Source organism: Stenotrophomonas sp. CCNWLW57, from assembly GCF_037203925.1.
Lineage (GTDB): Bacteria > Pseudomonadota > Gammaproteobacteria > Xanthomonadales > Xanthomonadaceae > Stenotrophomonas > Stenotrophomonas rhizophila_A.
The window spans coordinates 380,314-405,183 of record NZ_JBBCBJ010000003.1; the positions used below are offsets into that span (position 1 = coordinate 380,314).

The 24,870-nt window shown below is 67.4% G+C and carries 23 protein-coding genes and 1 tRNA gene; 3 read left to right on the plus strand and 21 right to left on the minus strand.

The features are described 5' to 3' along the window. Positions 1 to 160 precede the first annotated feature (160 nt). Entirely contained in the window at positions 161 to 1,117 is a 957-nt protein-coding gene (locus tag V9K91_RS09605) for an SOS response-associated peptidase family protein (RefSeq protein WP_249832637.1), read from the plus strand. Here the strand turns inward: V9K91_RS09605 and V9K91_RS09610 are convergent. Further along, positions 1,099 to 1,479, minus strand: coding sequence for a response regulator (locus V9K91_RS09610; protein ID WP_336443133.1), 381 nt, complete (start codon positions 1,477 to 1,479; stop codon positions 1,099 to 1,101). The two genes, V9K91_RS09605 and V9K91_RS09610, sit on opposite strands and share 19 nt — an antisense overlap. A gap of 124 nt (positions 1,480 to 1,603) precedes the next feature. Between V9K91_RS09610 and V9K91_RS09615 the strand changes: the two genes are divergently transcribed. Continuing rightward, positions 1,604 to 1,690: transfer RNA gene (locus tag V9K91_RS09615), tRNA-Leu, on the plus strand. 53 nt (positions 1,691 to 1,743) lie between these two features. Here the strand turns inward: V9K91_RS09615 and V9K91_RS09620 are convergent. From V9K91_RS09620 to V9K91_RS09690, 15 genes are all read right to left on the minus strand, one after another. After that, positions 1,744 to 3,606: a methyl-accepting chemotaxis protein gene (locus tag V9K91_RS09620; protein ID WP_336443134.1), complete on the minus strand. Its 1,863-nt coding sequence runs from the start codon at positions 3,604 to 3,606 to the stop codon at positions 1,744 to 1,746. Between the two features lie 184 nt (positions 3,607 to 3,790). Beyond that, positions 3,791 to 4,675 carry an AraC family transcriptional regulator gene (locus V9K91_RS09625; protein WP_179197408.1) on the minus strand — a complete coding sequence of 295 codons (885 nt, stop codon included), beginning with the start codon at positions 4,673 to 4,675 and terminating at the stop codon, positions 3,791 to 3,793. A gap of 503 nt (positions 4,676 to 5,178) precedes the next feature. Next, the gene (locus V9K91_RS09630) at positions 5,179 to 7,005 is read right to left on the minus strand and encodes a methyl-accepting chemotaxis protein (RefSeq protein ID WP_093536028.1); all 1,827 of its coding nucleotides are present in this window, start codon (positions 7,003 to 7,005) and stop codon (positions 5,179 to 5,181) included. A gap of 203 nt (positions 7,006 to 7,208) precedes the next feature. After that, positions 7,209 to 9,443 (minus strand): PAS domain-containing protein, encoded by a 2,235-nt coding sequence (locus V9K91_RS09635; RefSeq protein ID WP_210130528.1) that lies wholly within the window; start codon positions 9,441 to 9,443, stop codon positions 7,209 to 7,211. Between the two features lie 161 nt (positions 9,444 to 9,604). Continuing rightward, positions 9,605 to 11,980 carry a Tex family protein gene (locus tag V9K91_RS09640; RefSeq protein ID WP_336443135.1) on the minus strand — a complete coding sequence of 792 codons (2,376 nt, stop codon included), beginning with the start codon at positions 11,978 to 11,980 and terminating at the stop codon, positions 9,605 to 9,607. Between the two features lie 111 nt (positions 11,981 to 12,091). Continuing rightward, the gene (locus tag V9K91_RS09645) at positions 12,092 to 12,307 is read right to left on the minus strand and encodes a hypothetical protein (RefSeq protein ID WP_095362682.1); all 216 of its coding nucleotides are present in this window, start codon (positions 12,305 to 12,307) and stop codon (positions 12,092 to 12,094) included. A gap of 130 nt (positions 12,308 to 12,437) precedes the next feature. After that, the gene (locus V9K91_RS09650) at positions 12,438 to 12,890 is read right to left on the minus strand and encodes a hypothetical protein (protein ID WP_083214167.1); all 453 of its coding nucleotides are present in this window, start codon (positions 12,888 to 12,890) and stop codon (positions 12,438 to 12,440) included. Continuing rightward, the gene (locus tag V9K91_RS09655; RefSeq protein ID WP_336443136.1) at positions 12,887 to 13,093 is read right to left on the minus strand and encodes a PspC domain-containing protein; all 207 of its coding nucleotides are present in this window, start codon (positions 13,091 to 13,093) and stop codon (positions 12,887 to 12,889) included. The genes V9K91_RS09650 and V9K91_RS09655 overlap by 4 nt, the downstream gene beginning before the upstream one ends. Positions 13,094 to 13,181: 88 nt before the next feature. After that, entirely contained in the window at positions 13,182 to 13,553 is a 372-nt protein-coding gene (locus V9K91_RS09660) for a YfeK family protein (protein WP_336443137.1), read from the minus strand. After that, the gene (phaC, locus tag V9K91_RS09665; RefSeq protein ID WP_068852663.1) at positions 13,553 to 14,620 is read right to left on the minus strand and encodes a class III poly(R)-hydroxyalkanoic acid synthase subunit PhaC; all 1,068 of its coding nucleotides are present in this window, start codon (positions 14,618 to 14,620) and stop codon (positions 13,553 to 13,555) included. Before phaC ends, V9K91_RS09660 begins: the two co-directional genes overlap by 1 nt. After that, the gene (gene phaE, locus V9K91_RS09670; protein WP_336443138.1) at positions 14,617 to 15,609 is read right to left on the minus strand and encodes a class III poly(R)-hydroxyalkanoic acid synthase subunit PhaE; all 993 of its coding nucleotides are present in this window, start codon (positions 15,607 to 15,609) and stop codon (positions 14,617 to 14,619) included. Before phaE ends, phaC begins: the two co-directional genes overlap by 4 nt. Continuing rightward, positions 15,606 to 16,220, minus strand: a complete 615-nt coding sequence (locus tag V9K91_RS09675; RefSeq protein WP_068852670.1) for a phosphatidylcholine/phosphatidylserine synthase — start codon at positions 16,218 to 16,220, stop codon at positions 15,606 to 15,608. The genes phaE and V9K91_RS09675 overlap by 4 nt, the downstream gene beginning before the upstream one ends. 221 nt (positions 16,221 to 16,441) lie before the next feature. Beyond that, positions 16,442 to 16,930, minus strand: coding sequence for an 8-oxo-dGTP diphosphatase (locus V9K91_RS09680; RefSeq protein WP_336443139.1), 489 nt, complete (start codon positions 16,928 to 16,930; stop codon positions 16,442 to 16,444). Between the two features lie 61 nt (positions 16,931 to 16,991). Beyond that, positions 16,992 to 17,504 (minus strand): DUF1249 domain-containing protein, encoded by a 513-nt coding sequence (locus V9K91_RS09685; protein ID WP_093535966.1) that lies wholly within the window; start codon positions 17,502 to 17,504, stop codon positions 16,992 to 16,994. 86 nt (positions 17,505 to 17,590) lie between these two features. Further along, a complete protein-coding gene (locus V9K91_RS09690; protein ID WP_068852678.1) occupies positions 17,591 to 18,412 on the minus strand; it encodes a pyruvate, water dikinase regulatory protein in 822 nt (273 codons plus the stop codon). 144 nt (positions 18,413 to 18,556) lie between these two features. On the opposite strand from V9K91_RS09690, the gene ppsA reads away from it, so the two are divergent. Further along, positions 18,557 to 20,935, plus strand: a complete 2,379-nt coding sequence (gene ppsA / locus V9K91_RS09695; RefSeq protein ID WP_336443140.1) for a phosphoenolpyruvate synthase — start codon at positions 18,557 to 18,559, stop codon at positions 20,933 to 20,935. Positions 20,936 to 21,000: 65 nt separating this feature from the next. Here ppsA and V9K91_RS09700 read toward each other — a convergent pair whose 3' ends face one another. The 5 genes from V9K91_RS09700 to mntR form a co-directional block, all read right to left on the minus strand. Then, on the minus strand, positions 21,001 to 22,116 hold the full coding sequence (locus tag V9K91_RS09700; RefSeq protein WP_336443141.1) for an alkene reductase: 1,116 nt from the start codon (positions 22,114 to 22,116) through the stop codon (positions 21,001 to 21,003). Positions 22,117 to 22,251: 135 nt separating this feature from the next. Beyond that, a complete protein-coding gene (locus V9K91_RS09705; protein ID WP_068852687.1) occupies positions 22,252 to 23,121 on the minus strand; it encodes an EcsC family protein in 870 nt (289 codons plus the stop codon). Between the two features lie 89 nt (positions 23,122 to 23,210). Continuing rightward, positions 23,211 to 23,783, minus strand: coding sequence for an oligoribonuclease (gene orn / locus V9K91_RS09710; RefSeq protein WP_093535972.1), 573 nt, complete (start codon positions 23,781 to 23,783; stop codon positions 23,211 to 23,213). 66 nt (positions 23,784 to 23,849) lie between these two features. Further along, on the minus strand, positions 23,850 to 24,374 hold the full coding sequence (tadA, locus tag V9K91_RS09715) for a tRNA adenosine(34) deaminase TadA (RefSeq protein ID WP_336443142.1): 525 nt from the start codon (positions 24,372 to 24,374) through the stop codon (positions 23,850 to 23,852). Continuing rightward, positions 24,367 to 24,825 (minus strand): manganese-binding transcriptional regulator MntR, encoded by a 459-nt coding sequence (gene mntR / locus V9K91_RS09720; protein WP_095362687.1) that lies wholly within the window; start codon positions 24,823 to 24,825, stop codon positions 24,367 to 24,369. Before mntR ends, tadA begins: the two co-directional genes overlap by 8 nt. Between the last annotated feature and the right edge of the window lie 45 nt (positions 24,826 to 24,870).

A 24,870-nucleotide genomic window follows, 5' to 3' on the forward strand; every position in this document is an offset into this window, starting at 1 on the left:
TCCCCATCGTCTAGAGGCCTAGGACATCACCCTTTCACGGTGGCGACCGGGGTTCGAATCCCCGTGGGGACGCCAATACAACGCAGAAAGCCCCGGCAATGCCGGGGCTTTTTGTTTGGTAGCGTATCAACCCACAGTTGATACCCTCCGGTCCAGGCCCATGTGCTATTCCGCCCAGATCCGCGCCGACTACACCAAGCTGGTTCGCGAGTTCGGCGCCGCCATTTCGCTGGACGAGTTCGCCCAGCTCTACGCCCATGACGCCGGCAAGCAACGCCCCAAGACCCCCAAGGCCATGGACGACGGCTTTGCCGGTGCGCGCACCGCGCAGGGCCAGGATATCGTGGCGAAGATCCAGCAATGGCATGCCGAAGAAATGCAGGCGCTGGACGAGGAAATCCGCGTCCAGTCCGCACGCCGGAAGCAGGCCGAAGAAAGCCTGGCGCACCGCCCCACCCAGAAGGCCCGCAATGACATCCGCATTGCCGGCAACCGCGTTGACCGCGCCCAGGCACGCCTGGCGGACCTGCACCGCACCGGCCTGCTGCCGCGCGACAGCCGCATCTTTCCCGGCGTATACGCCCCGGTGATCGTGTCCGAACAGGGCCAACGCGTGATCAAGCCGATGCGCTACCAGTGCCGCCTGCCCGACAAGCCCGCACGCAACGACGCGCTCTATCCGGGCACCTACAACGCCCGCCGCGACAGCCTCGAGGCTTACTGGAAGAACGCGTTCGGCCACCACCACGGCGTCGTCGTCGTGCAATCGTTCTACGAACACGTGCCCCGCCATGCGCTGGAACAGCGCAGCCTGGCGCCGGGCGAGAATCCACGGAACGTGGTGCTCGAATTCCGCCCGCAGCCACCGCGCGACCTGTTGATCGCCTGCCTCTGGTCGGAATGGGAAGGCCCCGAAGGCCGCCTGCTCTCGTTCGCCGCCATCACCGACGCCCCCCCGCGCGACGTGGCCGCGGCCGGGCATGACCGCTGCATCGTGCCGATCCGCCGTGAAAACCTGGATGCGTGGCTGAATCCAGATCCGCAGGACCTGGCCGCGTTGTACCGCATCCTGGACGACCGCGAGCCGGTCGAGCTGGATTACGCCGAGGCGGCGTGATCCTGCAGCGCAGCGGTCAGCGCCTGGTTCAACTCCACGGCCAGATAGGGCTTGGTCAGCACCCTGCCCGCGCGGAACGCTTCGGGCAGCTGGAAATGCGCCATGCCGGTAGCCACCACGAAAGGAATGCCAAGCGTGGTCAGCGCATCGGCGACCGGGTCGCTGGTCTCGTGGTTGGCCAGGCGGTAATCCAGCAGAACGATCTGCGGCGCAGCCTCCTCGATCAGGTGCAGTGCCTCGGCCACCGACGACGCCGGCCCGACCATCACCGCACCCGCGTGCATCAGCTGCATCTCGAGCAACGACGCGCTCATCGCGTCGTTTTCCACCACCAGTACCCGCAGACCCTGCAACGCGCTCATCGCTGCTCCCTGTATCGTTCAGCGCAATGAGTATAGCGTCGCGGAAAAATGAAGGTCCGGGGTCGACTGAACGATTCAGACCTCCCCAATCCGGCCGGGTTTGTATACACTACGCGGCCAGCCAGCCGAAGTGGCGGAATCGGTAGACGCAGCGGACTCAAAATCCGCCGCCCTTAAAAGCGTGTGGGTTCGAGTCCCACCTTCGGCACCATGGAATCCAGAAGGCCAGATCGGAAGATCTGGCCTTCTGCTTTTGGTGCGTACTCAGACCAGCCGCAGCGCGGCCGGTCCACCCGGGGTATTCCCCTGCGCCGCCTGGCGCAGCACCTGGGCCACCGCGCCGTCGACACGGAATGCGGACACTGTCTGCAGCAGCTGGGTGGCCTGCTCTTCCATGCTGCGCGCGGCCGCCGATGCCTCTTCCACCAGCGCCGCGTTCTGCTGCGTGCTCTGGTCGATGTGCTCCACCGCCTGGTTGATCTGGCCGATGCTTTCGCTCTGCTGCTGCGCTCCGGTGCTGATGCGTGCGATCAGGGCATCGACCCGCGTCACGCTGTCCACGATCTGCTGCATGGTGCGGCCGGCGCTCTCGACCTGGGCGGTGCCCGTGCCGACCCGGTCCACCGAGTCGTCGATCAACTGTTTGATCTCCTTGGCCGCGCTGGCCGACCGCTGCGACAGCGAGCGTATCTCGCCGGCCACGACGGCAAAGCCGCGCCCGTGTTCGCCGGCACGCGCCGCTTCCACGGCCGCGTTGAGCGCCAGGATGTTGGTCTGGAACGCGATGCCGTCGATCACGCTGATGATGTCGACGATGCGGCGCGACGAGGCGTTGATCAGGCTCATGGTGGTGACCACCTCGCTGACCACCCTGCCCCCTTGTGCGGCCACGTCCACCGCGCCGCCGGCCAGCTGGCTGGCCTGTCGGGCATCCTCGGCGCTCTGCCGTACGGTGCCTGTCAGGCCCTGAAGCGATACTGCGGTTTCTTCCAGCGACGCGGCCTGCTGTTCGGTGCGCTGGGACAGGTCGGCATTGCCGGTGGCGATCTCGCTGGCGCCCAGCGCCACCGCGTCGGCGGCAACGCGGATCTGGCCGATGACGCTGCCCATGGTCTCGACCATGGCATTGATGCCCTCGCACAGCTCGGCGATGGCGCCGGTCTTGTCGCCGGCATCGATGCGCCTGCCCAGGTCGCCGGCCTGGGCGGCGGCAACCACTTCGCGGGTCTGCGCGACAGCAGCCGCCAGCGCCTGCGCATCACGCACCTGCGCGCTGATGTCGGTGGCGTACTTGACCACTTTGAACGGACGGCCGTTCATGTCGAAGATCGGGTTATAGGACGCCTGGATCCAGATCTCGCGCCCGCCCTTGCCCAGCCGGCGGTACTGGCCGGCGTCATACTCGCCCCGGCCAAGCTTCTGCCAGAACTGCCGGTATTCGGCGCTCCGGGCGTACTCGGGTTCGGCGAACATCGAATGGTGCTGGCCGCGCACTTCCTCCAGCGCGTAGCCCGTGGTGGCCAGGAAGTTGTCGTTGGCCGACAGGATGCAGCCGTCCAGGCTGAACTCGATCACCGCCTGCGAGGTATTGATCGCGGCCAGCTGGCCGGCGAAGTCGGCCGCCTGCATCTGCTGGGCCGTGATGTCGGTGGCGAACTTGACCACTTTGACCGGCCGGCCGCTGCTGTCGAACACCGGGTTGTAGGACGCCTGGATCCATATCTCGCGGCCGCCCTTGCCCACCCGCCGGTACTGGCCGGCATCGAACTCGCCGCGACCGAGCCGCGCCCAGAACTCGCGGTAGGCGCTGCTGCGCACGTGCTCCGGGTCGACGAACATGGAATGGTGGCGCCCGCGGATCTCCTCCAGCGTGTAGCCGAGGGTCTGCAGGAAGTTGTCATTGGCCTGGAGGATGGTGCCCTCCAGGTCGAACTCGATCACCGCCTGTACCCGGTGCAGCGCAGCGACCTGCGCTTCAAGTTCGGCATGGCGCTGGGCCAGGGCGGTGCTGGCCTGCCGCGTGGCCCGCGGCGAGAAGGCGAGCGCGCCGAGCGAGCGCAGGAAAGACGTGGCTGTGGAGGCACCGGTGCGGGGGGACGCCGGCGACTGCAGGGCTGCGATGGACATCGATGTTTCCTCGGTTCCAACAAGCTCAATGGGCTACGCCGGGCGACATGCCCGGGGTAGTACGCAAGAACGCTTGGGGACTCACGAAGACCGCCGTGGTGCTGGCGTCCCTTCCGTGGGCAAAACAGATCGACTGCATATCCGTCAGCGGCACCCGCCGGGAAAACTTTAGGGCGATATCGGCTCAGCGCCTGCGCGTGGACGTGGCCCCGGTCGCCGACGGTTTGCCGCCGACGGCCCGGGACAGCTCCTGTGCCGGCTGCAGGCCGAACATGCGGGCATACAGCGCCGCCATCCGCCCCAGATCCCAGACCCCGAACCGTGAGCAGATGCCCGTGACCGTATCGCCTGGCGCGGCCGAGCGCAGCGCGCTGCGGATCGCATGCAGGCGCTCGACGAGATAGAACTGGTGCGGCGCCATCCCGAACAGGTCGTCGAACGCCCGGTTGAGCGAACGTTGCGAGGCCCCTACCGCGAACGGGATGTCCGAAAACGCCGCCTCGCCGCGCAGGCTGCGCTGGATGTGCTCGATGCCGCGGCGGACGATCTCCCGGCGCGGCAGCGGCGGGCGACCGCGCCGGGCGACGGCAGGTTCGCCGGCGGCCTGCAGGTGGCACTGCAGCAGCAGGGCGCTGAGCTGGGCCGCGAAGGCGCGTCGCGCGCCCGCCTGCGCGAATGCCTCCGGGTCGCGGTCGTGGATGTCCAGCGCGCGCCGCACCATCCCGCCGATATCGGCCACCATGGTGGGGCTCGAGGTGATGTTGCCGGTGCGGTACAGCCGGCTCACCTCCAGTCCATCGATATGCGCGGCCTGGTCCAGCAGCAGCTGCTCGGCCACGTCGATGCACAAGAAGCGCGCAGGCACCCGGGTGAAGCCATGCACCTCGATCCGTGGCGCCAGCCAGGAGACCTCGGCCTCGCCCACGTGCTGGCCGTCCACCTCGGTCTGGCTTCCCGGCAGCGCCAAATAGGCCGCAAAACGCGAAGCGAGCGGTGCGCCGCGGTACACCACGGGGGCGCCGTCCATGCCGTGCAGCAGTATCACTTCGCCGAGGTCGAGCAGATTCAACACCCACGCGCCATCACTCCGCCCGGTAACCCGTATATGGCTGTCAATTCCCTTGACTGAATTTGAATATGCCTCGAAGTCCGGGAAAATCAGGGAGGGCATTATTTTCTGGATCGATTGAGATAACAGGAAGTAGATCGATCAATCGATCTTCGCGCGCGCCGCACTGCGGAACCGCGCCTACTCTACGGCACGTGAACAGGCAGGTGCACGGCTATTGGTCATGGTTTATTTCGTTTGATTTGGCGAACTTTACGTAGCGATCCGGAAACTGCGCCAGTAAGAATGAGCCCGCCTCGCGATGGGGTGCCTGGACGGTGGGGACTGTCCAGCACCCCGTTGCCGGGCCTGGAAAACGGCCTCGCCGGTAAAATGCGTAGTTTCTTCCCGACATAATCCCGGCACCTCCATCCGGGGTGCCCTGGCGTGGTTCCACCACGCTGGCAGCCACCACGAAAAACGGCCGGACCCCAAGGATCCGGCCGTTGACGGGGCGCCGCGTTTCAGACCAGCCGCAGTACCGGCTGTGCGCCCTGGCGCAGCGCCGTGGCCACCGCCGCATCCACCCGGAACGCCGCCACGGTCTGCAGCAGCTGGCTGGCCTGCTCTTCCATGCTGCGCGCCGCGGCGGAGGCCTCTTCGACCAGCGCGGCGTTCTGCTGGGTGCCCTCGTCGATCTGGTCGACCGCCCGGTTCATCTGGGTGATCCCCTCGCTCTGCTGGCGGGTGGCCGTGCTGATCTCGGTCATCAGGTCGCTGACCCGCCGCACGTTGACCACGATCTCGTCCATGGTGCGCCCGGCGCTCTCTACCTGGCTGGTGCCGGTACCGACCTTGTCCACCGAGTCGGTGATCAGCTGCTTGATCTCCTTGGCCGCGCCGGCCGAACGCTGCGACAGCGAGCGGATTTCCGCCGCGACGACCGCGAATCCCCGCCCGTGTTCGCCCGCGCGGGCCGCTTCCACCGCCGCGTTCAACGCCAGGATGTTGGTCTGGAAGGCAATGCCGTCGATCACGCCGATGATGTCGACGATGCGGCGCGAGGACTCGTTGATCAGCGCCATGGTCGACACCACCTCGTGCACCACGTGGCCGCCCTGCGCCGCCACGCCCACTGCGCCACTGGCCAGCTCGCTGGCCTGGCGGGCATTGTCGGCGGTGCGCCGCACGGTATCGGCCAGGTCCTTCATGGATACTGCGGTTTCTTCCAGCGACGCGGCCTGCTGCTCGGTGCGCTGGGACAGGTCGGCGTTGCCGACCGCGATTTCGCTGGCGCCGAGGGCAATGGTGTCGGCGGCAAACTTGATCTGCCCGATGATGCCGGCCATCGCTTCGACCAGCGCGTTGATGCCGCAGCACAGTTCGGCGATGGGGCCGGTCTTGTCATCGACGGCGATGTGCCCGGTAAGGTCGCCCCCCTGCGCGGCCGCCACCACCTCGCGGGTCTGCGCCACCGCCTGCTGCAGGGCCTGGCTGTCGCGGACCTGGGCGGTGATGTCGGTGGCGTACTTGACCACCTTGAGCGGGCGGCCGTCCACGTCCAGGACGGGGTTGTAGGACGCCTGGATCCAGATGTCACGTCCGCCCTTGCCGACGCGCCGGTACTGGCCGGCGTCGTACTCGCCCCGCCCCATCTTCTCCCAGAACGCGCGGTACTCGTCGCTGCCGCGGTAGTCGGCGGCGACGAACATGGCATGGTGCTGGCCGCGCACTTCCTCCAGCGTATAGCCGGTGGTGGCCAGGAAATTCTCGTTGGCGCCGAGGATGCGGCCATCGAGGCTGAACTCGATCACCGCCTGCGACTTGTTGATGGCCGCGAGCTGGCCGGCGAAATCGGCCGCCTGCATCATCTGGGCAGTGATGTCGGTGGCGAACTTGACGACCTTGTACGGGCGCCCGTTCGGGTCCAGCACCGGGTTGTACGAGGCCTGGATCCAGATCTCGCGCCCGCCCTTGCCGAAACGGCGGTACTGGCCGGCGTCGTACTCGCCGCGGCCGAGCCGCGCCCAGAACTCGCGATACGCCGGCGTGGCGACCTGGGCCGGGTCGACGAACATGGCATGGTGCTTCCCGCGCACCTCGTCCAGCGAGTAGCCGAGCGCCTGCAGGAAGTTGGCATTGGCGGTCAGGATGGTGCCGTCGAGCGCGAACTCGATCACCGCCTGGACCCGGTGCAGCGCGGCGACCTGCGCTTCCAGCTCGGCCTGGTGCAGTGCGGCCTGCCGGGCGTCGTCGCGCAGCGCGCGGCGAGCGCTGAACAGCGCGGCGAACGGGCGCCAGCGCGATGCGGGGGCGGAAGCCGTGTCCGCTGCCGACAGGGGCAACTGCATGCTTGAGCTGAACATTTCCATATCCTCGATGTCCGATCAGCTGATGGGGATGCGACGCGGGTGCTGTGCGGCGCGGAATCACGTTGGCTTCGGGACCTGCGAAGACGTCTGCGGGGTGGGGCCGATTGCGAGGAAGGTATCGACCCTCGGCCATCAAGCTTGAGGTATCGGGCACGGTACTGGGACGCCAACCCTGAGCAGGTTCAGCCTGGGCCGCCTTCGCTGCTCTCGCCATCGAGTTCGGCGTCACCTACGTCCAGGGGGTCGGGGCCACCATGCACGGGCGCTTCGACCTGCACGTTGTTCTTGCCCAGCGCCTTGGCCCGGTAGCACTGGGCGTCCGCTGCGGCGACCGCCGCATCCACGCTCATGTGGCCACCGATCGCGGCGATGCCGATGCTGGTGCCGACCACCAGGCGTCCCGCGCCCCATGGCACGCTGAGCGTGCGCACCGATTCCAGCAGGTCACTGGCGATGCGCCGCGCGCGCCGGAGCGAGCAGCCGGCCAGGATCACCGCGAATTCATCGCCGCCCAGCCGTGCCACGATGTCCGAATCGCGCACGCCATGCCGGAGCACGGTGGCGACCGCCCACAGCATGGCGTCTCCCGCCAGGTGGCCGTGGCTGTCATTGATCGGCTTGAAATTGTCCAGGTCGATGAACATCAGCGAGGCCGATTGCCCAGTGCGGGCCACCCGGGTGATGGCCTCCTGCAGGTGCGCTTCGAAGCCGCGCCGGTTGCTCAGCTCGGTCAGCGGGTCGACTTCGGCCAGGTGGCGGGCCTCGCGCTGGCGGGCGCGCTGCTGGGTCACATCACGGATCACCCACACTGTGCCACTCACCTGCCCGTCCTCGCCCTGCAGCCAGGCCCGGGTCAGGTCCACTGGAAGCAACTGGGCGCCCACCGACAGCAGCAGGTCCGAATGCAGGTCCACCGCATTGCTTTCCGCATCCAGCAGCACGGCCAGGTCCAGCGGCGAGCGTGGGGCGTATTCGGTGGTCAGCTCCATCACATCCTGGATCTGGCTGCCGGTCACCGGGGCGGCGCCCTCCCCGGCCAGCGCCCGGGTCGCGGCGGCATTGGCGTATTGGATATGCCCCGCCAGGTCCAGGGTGAGCACCATGTCGGCGACCGCATCGAGGGTCACCCGGGTGCGGTGCTCCGATTCGCGCAGCTGCTGGCCGCTGAAGCGCTGCACGGTGACGTCCTGGATCTGCGAGACGAAATGCAGCGGCTCGCCGTGCGGCGCACGCACCAGCGATACCGACAGCCGGCCCCAGACCACGTTGCCGCCCTTGCCCAGGTACCGCTTCTCCATGTGGTAGTGGTCGCGGCGCCCGGCCAGCAGGTCGCCCACCAGGGCCAGGTCGGCATGCAGGTCGTCGGGATGGGTCAGGGTCTGGAAATCAATCTCCAGCAGCTCGGCGCGCGTGTAGCCGAGAATGCCGCACAGCGCGTCGTTGACGTCCAGCCAGCGCCCTTCCAGCGACACCAGTGCCATGCCGAGCGCGGCCGATGAGAACGCACCCGCGAATTTTTCCGCCGCCAGGTAGGCCTGCTCGCGCACTTCCAGCAGCGGGGTGATGTCCACCGCCATGCCGACGTAGCCCATGCGCTGGCCGCTGCCCGAATCCAGCGGACTGATCGACAGCCGCACCTGCCGGTGCTCGCCGTCCTTGCGCACGAAGGTCCACTGGTGCGACCAGGTGCCCTGCGCGGCGTGTGCGGTGAGCGCTTCGAACACCGTCGGCAGACGCCCCTCGGCATCGGCCAGGGGCCGAAGGTAATCCTGCATTTCATGGATCTCATGGAACAGGCCCGGATTGACCTGGCCGATCACTTCTTCCGGCGTGTAGCCCAGCAGCTTCTGCGCACCGGTATTGAACAGGTTGACCACGCCATGGATGTCGGTGGCGATCACCGCTACCTCGTCGGACGCATCGACCACCGCCTGCAGGCGCTGGCGGGTGTCCGCCGCGTCTTCGCGTGCATTCTGCAGGTCGCTGACATCGGCGTGCGCACCGGCCATGCGCAGTGGCCGGCCCTCGGCGTCCCATTCGTAGACCCGCCCGCGGTCCTGTACCCAGATCCAGTGTCCCTGCTTGTGGCGCATGCGGCACAGGCTGTCGTAGTGCGGCGACCGTCCGTCCAGGTGCTCACGCAGCAGCGCATTGGATTGCGCCAGGTCATCGGGATGGACCAGCCGGGAGAAGGTCTGCGATGTGATCGGCGACAGTTCCTCGCGGGTGTAGCCGACGATCTGCGCCCAGCGTTCGTTGACCCGCATGGCACCGGTCTGGCAGTTCCACTCCCAGGTACCCATCGCGGTGCCGTCGATGATCATTTCCAGCCGTCGGCGCTGCTCGGTGGTGTCCTGCAGCGCGCGGGCCAACGCGGCCGCTTCGTCACCGTCCGGCGGGGCGCCGTTTCGTTTCATGCGGGCACCCGGACGCCGCCAGGGCTGGCAGTGTCGCTCTGGCTCGGACCCCACTGCCCCGCCTGCTGGTCTGTCATCTGGCCTCCCGCCGCCGGTACAGCGTACCGGCATTCAACGGGAAACGGGATCAAGCCATCGTCAACCCCGTGACGAGGGCGGCCTCAACCGCCCCGCTTGGCCCGGGCGAAGGCGTCGGCCAGGGCGTTGTTGGCCGGCGGCGCACTGCTGCCCGGGCGCGGGCCGGGCGCCGGGCCACGGCCACCCTGGCGGGCGCCGCCACCGCTACCTCCGTCACGCCGACCGCCGCCGGCCGGGCGCGCATCGCGCTCGCCGGGCGCCTTGGCCGGGGCCGGGGTATCGTCCAAGCGCCGGGTCAGCGCGATGCGCTTGCGCGCCACGTCGACCTCCAGCACCTTCACCTTGACGATGTCACCGGCCTTGACCACGTCGCGCGGGTCCTTCACGTAGGTGTCGGACAACGCCGAAATGTGGATCAGGCCGTCCTGGTGCACGCCGATGTCGACGAACGCACCGAAGGCGGCGACGTTGCTGACAACCCCTTCCAGCACCATGCCCGGCTTGAGGTCCTTGATCTCTTCCACCCCTTCGGCGAAACGTGCGGCCTTGAATTCCGGGCGCGGGTCGCGGCCGGGCTTCTCCAGTTCCTTGAGGATGTCGCGCACGGTCGGCACGCCGAAGGTGTCGTCGGTGAACTGTTCGGCCTTCAGGCCGCGCAGGAAGCTGCCATCACCGATCAGCGCCTTGATCGGGCGCGCGGTGGCGGCCACGATCCGCTCCACCACCGGGTACGCTTCCGGGTGCACCGAGGACGCATCCAGCGGCTGGTCGCCGTCGGCAATACGCAGGAAGCCGGCACACTGTTCAAAGGTCTTGTCGCCCAGGCGCGGCACCTTGAGCAGGTCCTTGCGGCGCTTGAACGGACCGTTTTCGTCGCGGTGGCGCACGATATTCTCGGCCACGGTCGAGGACAGGCCTGAAACCCGCGACAGCAATGCGGCAGAAGCGGTGTTGACGTGCACGCCGACCGCGTTGACGCAGTCTTCCACGCGCGCATCCAGCGCGCGCGCCAGCCGGTACTGGTCCACGTCGTGCTGGTACTGGCCCACGCCGATCGCCTTGGGTTCGATCTTGACCAGCTCGGCCAGTGGATCCTGCAGGCGGCGGGCAATGGAGACCGCGCCACGGATCGACACGTCCAGGTCGGGGAATTCCTTCGCCGCGAACTCCGACGCCGAATACACCGAGGCGCCGGCTTCGCTGACCACGATCTTCTGCAGCTTGGCTTCCCCCAGCGCCTGGATCACTTCACCGGCGAGCTTGTCGGTTTCGCGGCTGGCGGTGCCGTTGCCGATCGCGATCAGTTCCACGTTGTGCTTCATGCACAGCTGTTTGATGGTCTGCAGCGACTGCTCCCACTGGCGGCGGGGTTCGTGCGGGTAGATGGTGTCGGTGGCCACCAGCTTGCCGGTGGCATCGACCACGGCGATCTTGCAGCCGGTTCGGATGCCCGGGTCCAGCCCGAGCACAGTTTTGGGCCCGGCCGGCGCCGCCAGCAGCAGGTCCTTGAGGTTGTCACCGAACACGGCGATGGCCTCGGCCTCGGCCTTTTCGCGGGCCTGGTTGAACAGGTCCAGCAGCAGGTGCATGTGCAGCTTGGCGCGCCAGGTCAGGCGGCAGGCGTCGAGCAGCCAGCGGTCGCCCGGGCGGCCCGCGTCGCGGATCCCGGCCTTGAATGCCACGCGGCCTTCTGCATACACGTGCCCGGCCTCGGCGTCGCTGCCCGGATCCAGTTCCAGGAACAGGATGTCCTCGCGGCGCGCGCGGAACAGCGCCAGCAGGCGGTGCGAGGGAATCTTCGCCAGCGCTTCGGCGTGCTCGAAGTAATCGCGATATTTGGCGCCCTGCTCTTCCTTGCCTTCGGCCACGCGCGCACGGATCACGCCGTGCTCGCCCAGCCAGGCGCGCAGCTCACCGACCAGCGCGGCGTCTTCGCCCCAGCGCTCCATCAGGATCGCGCGCGCGCCTTCCAGCGCGGCCTTGGGGTCGGCCACGCCCTTGTCGGCGTCAACGAAGCCGGCGGCGAACACCTGCGGATCCAGGCCCGGGTCGGCCAGCAGGCCGTCGGCGAGCGGTTCCAGCCCGGCTTCGCGGGCGATCTGCGCGCGGGTGCGGCGCTTGGGCTTGTACGGCAGGTACAGGTCTTCCAGGCGCGACTTGGTGTCCGCGCCGAGGATGTCGTTGCGCAGTTCGTCGCTGAGCTTGCCCTGTTCGTCGATGCTGGCCAGCACCGCCGCGCGGCGCTCTTCCAGCTCGCGCAGGTAGGTCAGCCGGCTTTCCAGGTTGCGCAGCTGGGTGTCATCCAGGCCGCCGGTGACTTCCTTGCGGTAGCGGGCGATGAACGGAACGCTGGCACCTTCGTCGAGCAGGGCGATGGCGGCGTGAGCCTGGGCAGGCTGGGCACCGATTTCATCGGCGATGGTCTGGGCGATCTGCTGGGCGAGCTTGAGGTCTGGCATTGCGTCCGGCCGAAGCCACTATGCGGAAAACACCGATTGTGGCAACGCCGGGCGGCGGGGGAAACCCGTTGACATTCCCGAAAAATGCCCATGCCGACCCGCGGTCGGCATCTACCGGTAATGCTGGGCTGCGCGGACCCTGACCGCCTCATCCTGCAACGACTCCAGGGCCATCACCCGGACCCTGCCCAGGCCCTGCAGTTCCATGAAGCGCTCGGTGTAGATCTCAGGGCCGATGTCGGTATCGGCACGTGATTTGGTGAAGCCGTGGGGCACCAGGCCCTTGTCGCCATCCTTGCTACCACCGACATAAAGAACGATTGCCATGTGATGTGTTCCTCCAGAAACGTCATGCAGGTACTGCCGGCACAGCTTAGCGCGCCCAGCCTGACTGGTGTGTCAGGAGGCTAATGACGTTTGTTTGCATGCAGATGACGTCGCGTTACCGGCGCATTGCTTACCGTTTTTTTAACGGCCACCAGCCGTGACCGTGCAGCGCGTACAGATCCGCCGCGCGCTCGAACGGGTTGCGCGCGCTCACCCCACCGCACAGCAGGTAAACCGGCAGGTAGAACGGCCCCAGCACCAGGTACTGGTAGACATGCGCGCGTTCGTGGTCATGCAGGCCGATCACGGGCTCGGTGCAGTGTCCGGCCTGGTGCGCATAGGTGCGGCAGGGGATCTCCAGGCTGGCACCGGTGTGCAGGATCACGTTGCCCAGGGTGATCGCCCCGCCCGGCCCCCACGGGTACTCACGGAACACCAGCGCACAGTCGCGCCGGCTCCAGTACGGGCGCGCGCCGGCCAGCATGCCGGCCAGCCCGCCCAGCACGCCGATCAGGGTGTTGGGCGCGGTCCAGACCGCACCCAGCCCCTGCAGCGCGCGCAGCGCCGGTGGCGGCAGGCTCAATCGGCCTCGTTGGGGATCAGCAGCCACAGCACCAGGTACACCAGGATGCCCGGGAACGCCGCCGACGCCAGCGACACCAGCACGAACAGGACGCGCAGCAGGGTCGGGCTCCAGCCGAAACGGTGGGCGATGCCGCCCATCACCCCGGCAATCATGCGGTCGCTGAGCGAACGCGACAGCGTGCGGGGGGCGGTGGTGTTCATGGCGAGGTCCTCCAACGGTAATGGGGGAACGGTAGCGCAGCGGGTGTGTAGCCGATGCGTTTTGAATGGAGCGGCGGGCCGGCCCGGTTCAGCGCGGCTGGCGCAGCGCCTGCAGGCGCGCGCCGAACCACGCCGCCGCGGTCTGCTCGGGCTGGCCCGGGCAGGCAATCCGGTACGCCTTGCCACTGATGCTGCTCTGGCTGGCGGCCCGCTCGATGAACTGCTCGGCGGTATCCACTTTGTCTTTTTTCAGCAGGTAATCGTACTTGCGCTGCAGGTGCGCGCGCGCCTCGGCGGCATCGTGCCAGCTGCCGTTGCGCTGGAAGCGGCAGGACGAGCCGTCCAGCGCACCGATCAGGGCGCCAATCTCGCGGCGGGCCGCCTCGCTGGGCGCTGCCGACGCGCTGCCGGCGGTGGCGGCCAGCAGCATCGCCAGCAACACGCTGCATCGGATGTCCATCAGCTGCGCTCCGCCAGCCAGGCCGAAATGGTGCCCGGCACTTCGCGCTGGGCGCGGCCGGAGACGTAGATGCCGATATGGCCGCCGCGGAAGCTGCTTTCGGTGTAGTCGGTGCTGCCGATCCGCGCGCCCATCGCGCGCGAGGCATCCGGTGGCACCAGGTGATCCTGCTCGGCGTAGATGTTCAGCACCGGCAGGGTGACCTGGCGCAGGTCGACATGCTCCTCGCCGATCGTCACCCCGTCACGCATCAGGCCGTTGCCCTGGTAGAACTGCTTGATGAAGTCACGGAAGGCCTCACCGGCCAGGTCGGGCGAATCGAAGATCCACTTCTCCATGCGCAGGAAGTCCTGCAGTGCGGCCTTGTCATCGAGGATGTCCAGCAACCCCACGTACTTCTGGATATTGAGCCGGAACGGCTTGAGCATCAGGTAACTGGCGTTCATCAGGTCGGCCGGGATGTTGCCCAGCGTGTCCACCAGCAGGTCCACGTCCACCTGCCGCGCCCAGTGCGAGAGCATGTTGTCCGGGGTCTGGAAATCCACCGGGGTCACCATGGTGATCAGGTTGGCCAGTTTCGGCTGGCGCAGCGCGGCGTAGCACAGCGCGAACACGCCGCCCTGGCAGACGCCCAGCATGTTGACCGGTGCGCCGTCGTTGGCGGCGACCAGGTGGTCGACGGCGCCCTCCACATAGCGCAGCAGATAGTCTTCCAGGGTCTGGTAGCGCTCGGAGCGGTCCGGGTAGCCCCAGTCCAGCACGTACACGTCGTGCCCCAGCGCCAGCAGGCGCTGGACCAGCGACCGGTCGGCCTGCAGGTCGACCATGTAGGGGCGGTTGACCAGCGCGTACACGATCAGCAGCGGGGTGCGCTGCACCGGCGCCTGCTCACCGACGAAGCGGTACAGCGTGACCTTGCCGTCGCGCCAGACTTCCTCGCGCGCGGTGGCGCCGTAATCCACGTCCTCCACCGACGGCAGCAGCTTCAGGCCATCCATCAGCTTGCGCTGCATGGACAGCGTTTCCTGCAGCAGGTCTTCGGCATTGAAGCCCAGGGGTCCTTTCATGGGGCTGCCTTGCGCGCACGCGGCTTGGGCGCGGCCTTCTTCGCGGGCTTTTTCGCAGGCTTCTTTTCCGGCGTGCCGGCAGCGGGCGACGGCGAGCGCCTGGTTGCCGCCGCCATGCGCCGTACCAGTCGTTCCAGTTCGGTGATGCGCCGGTGCGCGGCATCCATCTCGGTGCGGGTCGGCAGGCCGAACGCCTCGCTGATCCGCTCCACTTCCTGCTGCGCTGCGCCGCGCAGGCGCATCTGCGCGTTGCCCAGCGCGGCGTAGACCTGCTGGAACGGTTCGGACATCGCGACTTTGCCGTAGGCCTCTTCGGCCGCCTCGATCCACAGGTCGAACATCGCGCGCGCACTGGTCAGCTGGTTGCCCGGCTGCTCATGTTCGGCAAGGCGCTGCTCGAACAGGGTGAACGCATCGTCCAGTGCCTGCTTGATCTGGTCCACGTAGTCACGGGCGTGGCCCTGGTACTCCTGCTGGGCGCGCAGCAGCGCCTGCCAGCGCGCCTGGTGTTCGCGACCGGGGCCGAACGCCGGGCTCTGCAGCCACGGCCCGAGGTCCTGCTGCAGCCGTTCCAGCAGCGCCAGCAGATCCGGCCCACCGGCCTGGGTATGCCCGCGTGCGCCCTGCAGCATCCACTTGAGCAGGCCGTCGCCCTGCCCCTCCACGGCCTCGCGCCACGCCTGGGCGATATCGGCACTGCTGCTGTCCTGGCCGGCGAAACGCGCGGCCACCTGCTGCATGGTGCCGTACCAGCCGCCGGCCTGCTCGCGGAACCGGTGCACGGCGTCTTCAGACTGGCGGTTGCCCGGGTTGGACATCAGCTGCGCCCAGCCCTCGATGGTCTGCTGCCAGGTGCCCGGTGCGGCGCCGGTGGGGTCGCCCCCGGGGGGGACCGCGGCGTGCCGCAGCGCATCGCCCCAGGCACTGAAGTACTGCCGGGCCAGCGCCTCGAAGTCGCCTGCGTCGTGGCCGCCGCCGGCGGTACTCATGGCTTGGGAATGCGCAGGGTCTTGCTGATCATCAGCGACCCTGACAGCGCGAACAGCAGCACCAGCGGGTGCAGCTGCCACGGCCCCAGCTGCCAGCGGCCGAGCCACAGGTCATGGCCGATCGCGCCCATGCTGGCGGCAACGGCCAGCACCACCACCAGCGCCAGGCTGGTCGGAATGGGCGTGCCCTCGAAGTACGGCACCTTGTCGCCATCGCCGGCCAGCGCTTCGGCAGTCACGTTGTAGCGGGCCAGGCGGCTCACCCCGCAGCAGACGAAGTAGCTCAGGACCAGCCAGTCCCAGCCGCCCTGCATGCCACAGGCATAGGCCAGCGCGGCCGGGGCCACGCCGAAGGAGATCACGTCCGAGAGCGAGTCCAGCTCGCGGCCCAGGGTCGAGCTGGACTTGCGCCAGCGCGCGATCCGCCCGTCCAGCGCATCGAAGATGAAGGCCAGCGGGATCAGCGCCATGCCGAACAGCAGGTAGCTGCGCTCGCCGTCCTGCAGGTAGCGCATGGCCGCAAACACCGCACCGGTACCGCAGAACGCGTTGGCCAGGGTGAACCAGTCGGCCAGGTGGAACTCGCGCAGCATCGTGAAGTGACGTTTCATGGAAGCTCGGTGGGCGGCAATGCCGAAAGAGTACCGCGACCGGGCCGAACCGCGACAGCCTTCACGGTTGCCGACCTTCGCATCGTACTCACGCGATGCTGACCAGCGGCGAATTTTTAGCCACCCATCTTGACAGCCATGGGGGCTGGTCGCCGCCGCGCGTTATCCACAAACTTACGCACCGGTCATCCACACCCCCTGTGGATAAGCCGCGCCTATCGTCACAGCCGGGTGAACGACCAGGACTGCATCGTGCCGTCGCGGTACGGCATCACCCCATGGAACGGGCGCGGGTCCTCGTCGAACACCAGCGGCAGGAACTGGCGGTCGCCTTCCCACAACGGCAGGGTCTCCAGCTTGTCCACGTCCACCCACTCCAGGCTGCCCTCCGGGTTCGAGGTCAGGGGCGTGCCGGTGAAGTCGTCGATGACGAACACAAAGCCAAACCAGTCTTCGCCGTGCTTGCCGAACCCCGGCCAGCTGATCGTGCCGCGCATCCGCATGGTGCCGCACTCGATCCCGGCCTCCTCGAGGATTTCCCGGCGCATGCCGGCGGCCACGTCCTCGTCGCGCTCGACCTTGCCGCCCAGTCCGTTGTACTTGCCCAGGTGCTGGTCACCCGGCCGTGCGTTGCGGTGGATCATCAGGGCCTGGCGGCCATCGGGCGACAGCACGTAGCCCAGCGTGGCCACGATCGGGGTATAGGGCATGGAGGCAACGGCTCGCAGGACACAATCGCCGATTATGCGCGATCCGTGCGGGGCCGGTCGCTCAGCCGGCCACCTGGGCGCGGCGGGTGTCGGCCGGGGCCGCCAGCGCGTTGTGGTCGCGGCGCAGGGTGGCCACGCCATGGCCGCGCTCGGCCAGGTATTCCAGCCACTTGCCCAGGAAGGTGTTCATGCGCATGCGGTGGCTGATCAGCTCGGCCGGCGGCGGGTACATGCCGACCACGTCCTGCCAGCGCCGGCCCACGTAGCAATGGGTGGTCTCGGCCTGGCGCGCATCGCGGTACAGGCGCACATAGGCCGACGGGTCGGGCTGGCCGGTCACCGGGTCGGCGAAGTCGTAGGTCAGGCGCAGTTCGACCGTATAGGGGTGGCATTCGATGACATCAAGCCGCACATCCAGGCCATCCCCCACCGAGGACACGTAGCTGCCGGGTTCCAGCCCGGCCGGCTCGAACAGCCGCACCAGGTGGCGGTAATTCTCGGCATACAGGCCCATCAGCCAGCTCAGGCGGCTGAGCCGGGGAATGCGTTCGATGCGGGGTGATGCCTGGGCCATGTCTCGATCCTACACGTTGAAGAATCAAACGTGGGGACGCGCCCGCTGCGCCGGTAGGTCACGACCGTTGGTCGTGACGCCTTCCGTTAATACAACTCGCGCTGCAGCCCCAGCGTGGTCAATACCTTGCTCGAGATCTCCTCGATCGAGGTATGGGTGGTGCTCAGGGTGGGAATGCGCTCCATCCGGAACATGGTCTCGGCCGCAGCGACCTCGCGCCGGCAGGTCTCCAGGTTGGCGTAGCGCGAGTTCGGGCGCCGCTCCTGGCGGATCTGCTGCAGCCGGTCCGGGTCGATGGTCAGCCCGAACAGCTTCTTGCGGTAGGGCCGCAGGCGGGCCGGCAGGCGGTCCTGCTCCAGGTCCTCGTCGGTCAGCGGGTAGTTGGCCGCGCGCACCCCGTAATGCAGGGCCAGGTAGATGCAGGTCGGGGTCTTGCCGGCCCGCGACACCGCCACCAGGATCACGTCGGCATCGTCGTAGTTGATGGCGATGCCGTCGTCGTGGGTCAGCGCGAAGTTCATCGCGTTGATGCGGCGGTGGTAGGTCTCGAAGTCCACCATGCCGTGCGCCTGGCCCACCCGGGAATGGCGGTTCACGGCCAGTTCGCGCTCCAGCGGCTCGATGAAGGGGGCGAACACGTCGAGCATCAGCCCCCCGCTCTCGGCCAGGATCATGCTCAGCCCGCTGTCCACGCAGGAACTGACCACGATCGGCCGGACCTGGTAGCGCTCCCCCGCCGCGCGGATCCGTTCACAGGCTTCGCGGGCCTTTTCCGGATCGTCGATGAACGACATTCGATCGGTGATGAAGCTGAACCCGGAGAACTGGGTCAGGAGGCTATGCCCAATGGTTTCAGCGGTGATACCGGTTCCATCGGATACGTAAAACACCGGACGGATCGTCGACATGCGCCATTTACCCCCTCTGAAGCTTAAAAAGGCCGACGATACAAGCTTGTGCCGACGGCGGTATGCCCGGCATCATATCGGCTTCTTCCTACGGACGTGGCCATCCAAGCCCGCCTCGGGCGATGGCCAAACGGAGCATCGCGCTTGAACGAGAATATCCTGTGGTTGCACGAACTGCGCCTGGCCGACCTGGCCCGCGTAGGCGGCAAGAATTCGTCGCTGGGCGAAATGATCGGCAATCTTGCCGGTCTGGGGGTATCCGTCCCCGGCGGTTACGCAACCACCGCTGAAGCCTTCAAGGACTTCATCGCGCACAACGATCTGTCCAAGCGCATTTTCGACAAACTGGCCACGCTGGACGTGGAAGATGTCGCCGCGCTCACCGCTGCCGGCAAGGAAATCCGCGGCTGGGTGATCGACGCACCGCTGCAGCCGCAGCTGGACCAGGACATCCGCAGCGCCTACAGGCAGCTGTGCGACGAAAACGGCGGCGGCGACGTGGCCGTGGCGGTGCGCTCCTCGGCTACCGCCGAAGACCTCCCCGATGCCTCCTTCGCTGGCCAGCAGGAAACCTTCCTCAACGTCACCGGTGCCGACGATGTCGTGCACAAGGTCAAGGAAGTGTTCGCCTCGCTGTACAACGACCGTGCCATCGCCTACCGCGTGCACCACGGCTTCAAGCACGAAGACGTGTTCCTCTCTTCCGGCGTGCAGCTGATGGTGCGCTCGGGCGTGGGCTCGTCCGGCGTGCTGTTCACCCTGGACACCGAATCGGGCTTCCGCGACGTGGTCTTCGTGACCTCCAGCTTCGGCCTCGGCGAAATGGTCGTGCAGGGTGCGGTCAACCCCGACGAGTTCTACGTCTACAAGCCCACGCTCAATGCGGGTAAGCCGGCCATCCTGCGCCGCTCGCTGGGCAGTAAGGCGATCCGCATGGTGTATTCGGACGTACCCGGTGAGCGCGTGCGCATCGAAGACACCCCGGTCGAGATCCGCAATACCTTCTCGATCAGCGACGAGGACGTGCAGGAACTGTCCAAGCAGGCGCTGATCATCGAAAAGCATTACGGCCGCCCGATGGATATCGAGTGGGCCAAGGACGGCGTGAGCGGCAAGCTGTTCATCGTGCAGGCGCGCCCGGAAACGGTGAAGTCGCGTGGCCATGCCACCCAGATCGAGCGTTTCGCGCTGAACCAGAAGGACGGCAAGGTGCTGGCCGAAGGCCGCGCGGTGGGCGCCAAGATCGGTGCCGGCGTGGCCCGCGTGGTCAAGTCGCTGGAGGACATGGCGCGCGTGCAGCCGGGCGACGTGCTGATCGCCGACATGACCGACCCCGATTGGGAGCCGGTGATGAAGCGCGCTTCGGCGATCGTCACCAACCGCGGTGGCCGTACCTGCCACGCGGCGATCATCGCGCGTGAGCTGGGCGTTCCGGCCGTGGTCGGCTCGGGCAACGCCACCCAGGTGCTGCAGGACGGCCAGGAAGTGACGGTCAGCTGCGCCGAGGGCGACACCGGCTTCATCTATGAAGGCAAGCTGGACTTCGAGCGCACCACCACGGACCTGGGCAACATGCCGCCGGCGCCGCTGAAGATCATGATGAACGTGGCCAACCCGGAACGTGCCTTCGACTTCGGCCAGCTGCCGAACGCCGGCATCGGCCTGGCCCGCCTGGAGATGATCATTGCCAGCCACATCGGCATCCATCCCAACGCGCTGCTGGAATACGACCGCCAGGATGCGGCCACGAAGAAGAAGATCGACGAGAAGATCGCCGGTTACGCCGATCCGGTCAGCTTCTACGTCAACCGCCTGGCCGAAGGCATTGCCACGCTGACCGCGTCGGTGGCGCCGAACCCGGTGATCGTGCGCCTGTCGGACTTCAAGTCCAACGAGTACGCCAACCTGATCGGCGGCAGCGGCTACGAGCCGCACGAAGAGAACCCGATGATCGGCTTCCGTGGCGCCAGCCGCTATGTCGACCCAAGCTTCTCGGCCGCCTTCGCGCTGGAGTGCAAGGCCGTGCTGCGCGTGCGCAACGAGATGGGCCTGGGCAACCTGTGGGTCATGATTCCGTTCGTGCGCACGCTGGAAGAAGGCCGCAAGGTCGTCGAGGTGCTGGAACAGAACGGCCTGAAGCAGGGCGAGAACGGCCTGAAGATCATCATGATGTGCGAGGTGCCGTCCAACGCGCTGCTCGCCGATGAGTTCCTGGAAATCTTCGACGGCTTCTCGATCGGTTCGAACGATCTGACCCAGCTGACGCTGGGCCTGGACCGCGATTCGTCGATCGTGGCGCACCTGTTCGACGAACGTAACCCGGCGGTGAAGAAGCTGCTGTCGATGGCGATCAAGTCGGCACGCGCCAAGGGCAAGTACGTGGGCATCTGCGGCCAGGGCCCGTCCGATCATCCGGACCTGGCCGAATGGCTGATGCAGGAAGGCATCGAGTCGGTGTCGCTGAACCCGGACACCGTGGTCGATACCTGGCTGCGGTTGGCCAAGTTGAAGGCCAAGGGCTGATAACGAAAAACCCCGCTTCGGCGGGGTTTTTTGTGTTCGGGCTCCGCGTTGACACGCGTGGCGTGTCAGTACGCTTCGATCGTTTCGGCGCTGGGGTAATCGGTGAATCCGGCTTCGGCGCCGCCGAAGAAGGTCGCCTTGTCCGGCGCGTTCAACTCCAGGCCGTGCTGCAGGCGCAGCGGCAGGTCGGGGTTGGCGATGAACGGCCGGCCGAAGCCGATCAGGTCGGCCCAGCCCTTGGCCAGCGCTTCTTCGGCGCGCTCGACGGTGTACTTGCCGGCATAGATCAGGGTGCCGCGATAGATCATCCGCAGCGCTTCCTTGAACGCCACCGGCATCACCGGGGCGTCCTCCCAGTCCGCTTCGGCGATGTGCAGGTAGGCCACGCCGATGCTGTCCAGGATGTGCGCGGCGGCCAGGTAGGTGGCCTGCGGGGTGTCGTCCACGGCGCCCTGCAGGGTGGTCAGCGGGGCCAGGCGCACGCCGAGGCGGTCAGCGCCTACTTCGGCGGCGACCGCTTCGGCCACTTCGCGCAGGAAACGCAGGCGGTTCTGCAGCGAACCACCGTAGCCGTCGGTGCGCTGGTTGGCCTGCGAATCGATGAACTGGTTGATCAGGTACCCGTTGGCGCCATGCAGTTCAACGCCGTCGAAGCCGGCGTCGATGGCGCGGCGGGCGGCCAGCGCGTAGTCGCGCACGATCTGCGGGATTTCGCTGGTGTCCAGGGCGCGCGGCATGGAGTGCTGGACCATCTCGCCTACCCCGCCCTGTGGGCCGGCGCCCGCGACGTCGACGAAGACCTTGACGCCTTCGGCCTGCAGGGCCGAGGACGAAACCGGCGCGACGCCGTTGGGCTGCAGGTCCACGTGCGAGACGCGGCCCACGTGCCAGAGCTGGGCGAATATGCGGCCGCCGGCGGCGTGCACGGCATCGGTCACGCCGCGCCAGCCGGCAACCTGGGCGTCATCGTGGATGCCGGGGGTCCAGGCGTAGCCCTGCCCCTGCGGGCTGATCTGGGTGCCCTCGCTGACGATCAGGCCGGCCGAAGCGCGCTGGGCGTAGTACTGCGCCATCAGCGGGGTGGCGACGTTGCCGCTGGCCGCGCGGGAGCGGGTCATCGGCGGCATGACGATACGGTTGGGCAGGGTCAGCGGGCCGAGGCGGTAGGGGGTGAAGAGCATGGGGGTTCCTTGCTGGAGACTGTGGCAAGGATGGGGACGGCGTGGCGGTGGCAACAGGCCTGTTCCGGCAAAACAGTTGTGCCGTGGATGCAATGATCGAACGCCAGGACCGCCTGGGACACGCATGGCGTGTCGCTACGGGGTTTCGCCAGCGAGCTGGTTGTACGCGGCGCGCACGGTTTCGTAGCCGTACTGCTTTTCCAGCCGGCGCACGATGAAGTGGCCGCGGGCCATGTCCTGGTAGTAGTCGGTGAACATGGTGTTCAGGGTGGCACCGGCCACGGCGCCGATGATCGGCACCGCCTGCGCGGCGAACTTCTCGGTGACCACCACCCCGAAGCGGGCGGCGACCTTTTCGACGATCTTGGCCAGCCACTTGCCGGCTTCCTTCGGGGTCAGGCCGATCATCACGCCACCGCCGCCGACCGCCGCGCCGGCAAGTTCGGCCGACAGGTGGCGCATCACTTCGGCGGTGAAACCACGGGTGATGTAGTAGCCGGTCTCGCTGGCGTCGTCCTGGCCGGAGTTGCCGCCCAGCGCGAACACTTCCAGGCAGGCGTGGCGGGTGCCCATCTCGCTCAGGTCGAACCCCTCGCTGCGCGCGACGTCGGCGACCGAGCGCATCATGATCGTGGTCGACACCGGCAGCTCGAGGAACAGCGCGGTGAAGCCGAACGCGCCGCCCAGCGCACCAGTGGTGGCGGCCGCCAGCTTGTGCCAGCGCGTGGATGCGGCCTTGCCCGGGGTGTTGTCCATGCTCCACAACGCCGCCTGCGCCGACTTGAACAGCGCCGCCTCGACCGCCCCGTGGATGCGCCGCGACACCGACTGCGGCAGCTTCTTGACCGCGAACTCCAGCGGCGAACCGATCAGGTTGGCCATCTTGGCGGTGAGCGTGGGCGATTCCAGCAGGCCCACCGCCCGCTGCAGGTCAGCCCAGTCCTGCGAGGTCGGCAGGATCTGTGCTTCCAGCGGCGGCGGTACGATACGGACAATATGGCTCATGCCCGGATCATACCGCCCGCAGATTGAATGAAGCACGACGATAGCCCCGGCCGTTGGCCGGACCACGGGGACGTGAAACGTTCAGGAGGTCAGGCGACCGGCAGGCCGGACAGCGCTCCCATGAACTGCCGGTAATGGCGCAGTTCGGCGATGGAATCATGCACGTCGCTCAGCGCCGTATGGCTGGAGGTCTTGCCCACGCCGGCGGCCACCGTCGGTGCCCAGCGCCGGGCCAGCTCCTTCACCGTGGACACGTCCAGGTTGCGGTAGTGGAAGTACTTCTCCAGGCGCGGCATTTCACGGTGCAGGAAACGGCGGTCCTGGCAGATCGAGTTGCCGCACATCGGCGAGGCGCCGGCCTTGATCCACTGCGCCAGGAAATTCACCGTCTGCGCTTCGGCCTGCGCCAGGGTCACCTGGCTGTCGACCACGCGCTGCCACAGCCCGGAACGGCGGTGCTGGTTGCGGTTCCATTCGTCCATGGCTTCCAGGCGCTCCACCGGGTGGTGGATGGCGAACTCCGGGCCCTCGGCCAGCACGTTCAACTGCGCATCGGTGACGACGGTGGCGATCTCGATGATCGAATCGTTGTCGGTATCCAGACCGGTCATTTCCAGGTCGATCCAGATCAGTCGTTCGCCTTCGGCGCCGTTGTCCGCCATGTCATGCCCTTGTGCAGAGTGTAATGCGACATGATACCGCCTTCGCGGTGTGGCCCTGCCGTGAAATCATTCCAGCAGCAGCGGCGGTTTGCCGCGTTTGGCCCGGAAATAATTGGTGAGCCGCGTACTGGCTTCCTTGGCGAGCACCCCGGCGTGCAGTTCCACGCGGTGGTTGTGGCGCGCATCGCCGAGCAGGTCGAACACGCTGCCGCAGGCCCCGGTCTTGGGATCGGTGGCCGCATACACCAGCCGCGCCACCCGCGCATGCACCACTGCCATCGCGCACATCGCGCACGGCTCCAGCGTCACGTACAGGGTGCTGCCCAGCAGGCGATGGTTGGCCAGTGCCCTGCCCGCCTGGCGCATCGCCACGATCTCGGCGTGGGCGCTGGGGTCGTGGTCGGCGATGTTGAGGTTCCAGCCTTCACCCAGCAACGTGCCGTCGGCACCCACCAGCACCGCACCGACCGGGATCTCGTTGAACTCGCGCTCGGCGCGTGCAGCCAGGCCCAATGCGTGCTGCATCCAGTATTCGTCCTGGTCGTGCACCGGCACGCCCAGCGGCGGAGGCGGCGGCAGGCGCTCAACCACGACCATCGGCCTTGCGCAGGAATGCGTCAAAGGCCGCCAGGGTGGCCTCGCTGACATGGTGTTCGATCCCTTCGGCATCGCGTCGGGCCGAATCGGCATCCACGCCCAGCGCCAGCAGGAAACGCTCCACGGTCTGGTGGCGGGCGCGCATTTCCACCGCCAGCTGCTCGCCGGCCGGGGTCAGGAACACGCCCCGGTACGGCCGCTGGATCGCCCAGCCTTCCTTGACCAGGCGCTTGAGCGCCTTGGCCACCGTGGGCTGGGCAACGCCCAGACGGGTGGCGATGTCCACCTGCCGTGCCTCGCGGCCATCGGCGATCAGGTCCGCGATCAGCTCCACGTAGTCTTCGACCAGCTCCGAGCGGCGCGCCTCGCGCACCTGCACGAAACCCTCCACGTGCACCTGGGCATCAATCAGCGGGGTGGATGTCTTGGCTCGAGAAGGCGACATGCCCCCAGTTTACCGTAGTGACGGGCCCTGCCCGTCATGGCAGCC

Excerpts from the sequence above, each read along its gene's own strand:
- V9K91_RS09605 (WP_249832637.1), top strand. The coding sequence starts at position 161 with ATGTGCTATTCCGCCCAGATCCGCGCCGACTACACCAAGCTGGTTCGC.
- V9K91_RS09610 (WP_336443133.1), bottom strand. The coding sequence starts at position 1,479 with ATGAGCGCGTTGCAGGGTCTGCGGGTACTGGTGGTGGAAAACGACGCG.
- V9K91_RS09620 (WP_336443134.1), bottom strand. The coding sequence starts at position 3,606 with ATGTCCATCGCAGCCCTGCAGTCGCCGGCGTCCCCCCGCACCGGTGCC.
- V9K91_RS09630 (WP_093536028.1), bottom strand. The coding sequence starts at position 7,005 with ATGCAGTTGCCCCTGTCGGCAGCGGACACGGCTTCCGCCCCCGCATCG.
- V9K91_RS09635 (WP_210130528.1), bottom strand. The coding sequence starts at position 9,443 with ATGAAACGAAACGGCGCCCCGCCGGACGGTGACGAAGCGGCCGCGTTG.
- V9K91_RS09640 (WP_336443135.1), bottom strand. The coding sequence starts at position 11,980 with ATGCCAGACCTCAAGCTCGCCCAGCAGATCGCCCAGACCATCGCCGAT.
- V9K91_RS09645 (WP_095362682.1), bottom strand. The coding sequence starts at position 12,307 with ATGGCAATCGTTCTTTATGTCGGTGGTAGCAAGGATGGCGACAAGGGC.
- V9K91_RS09655 (WP_336443136.1), bottom strand. The coding sequence starts at position 13,093 with ATGAACACCACCGCCCCCCGCACGCTGTCGCGTTCGCTCAGCGACCGC.
- V9K91_RS09660 (WP_336443137.1), bottom strand. The coding sequence starts at position 13,553 with ATGGACATCCGATGCAGCGTGTTGCTGGCGATGCTGCTGGCCGCCACC.
- phaC (WP_068852663.1), bottom strand. The coding sequence starts at position 14,620 with ATGAAAGGACCCCTGGGCTTCAATGCCGAAGACCTGCTGCAGGAAACG.
- phaE (WP_336443138.1), bottom strand. The coding sequence starts at position 15,609 with ATGAGTACCGCCGGCGGCGGCCACGACGCAGGCGACTTCGAGGCGCTG.
- V9K91_RS09675 (WP_068852670.1), bottom strand. The coding sequence starts at position 16,220 with ATGAAACGTCACTTCACGATGCTGCGCGAGTTCCACCTGGCCGACTGG.
- V9K91_RS09680 (WP_336443139.1), bottom strand. The coding sequence starts at position 16,930 with ATGCCCTATACCCCGATCGTGGCCACGCTGGGCTACGTGCTGTCGCCC.
- V9K91_RS09685 (WP_093535966.1), bottom strand. The coding sequence starts at position 17,504 with ATGGCCCAGGCATCACCCCGCATCGAACGCATTCCCCGGCTCAGCCGC.
- V9K91_RS09690 (WP_068852678.1), bottom strand. The coding sequence starts at position 18,412 with ATGTCGACGATCCGTCCGGTGTTTTACGTATCCGATGGAACCGGTATC.
- V9K91_RS09700 (WP_336443141.1), bottom strand. The coding sequence starts at position 22,116 with ATGCTCTTCACCCCCTACCGCCTCGGCCCGCTGACCCTGCCCAACCGT.
- V9K91_RS09705 (WP_068852687.1), bottom strand. The coding sequence starts at position 23,121 with ATGAGCCATATTGTCCGTATCGTACCGCCGCCGCTGGAAGCACAGATC.
- orn (WP_093535972.1), bottom strand. The coding sequence starts at position 23,783 with ATGGCGGACAACGGCGCCGAAGGCGAACGACTGATCTGGATCGACCTG.
- mntR (WP_095362687.1), bottom strand. The coding sequence starts at position 24,825 with ATGTCGCCTTCTCGAGCCAAGACATCCACCCCGCTGATTGATGCCCAG.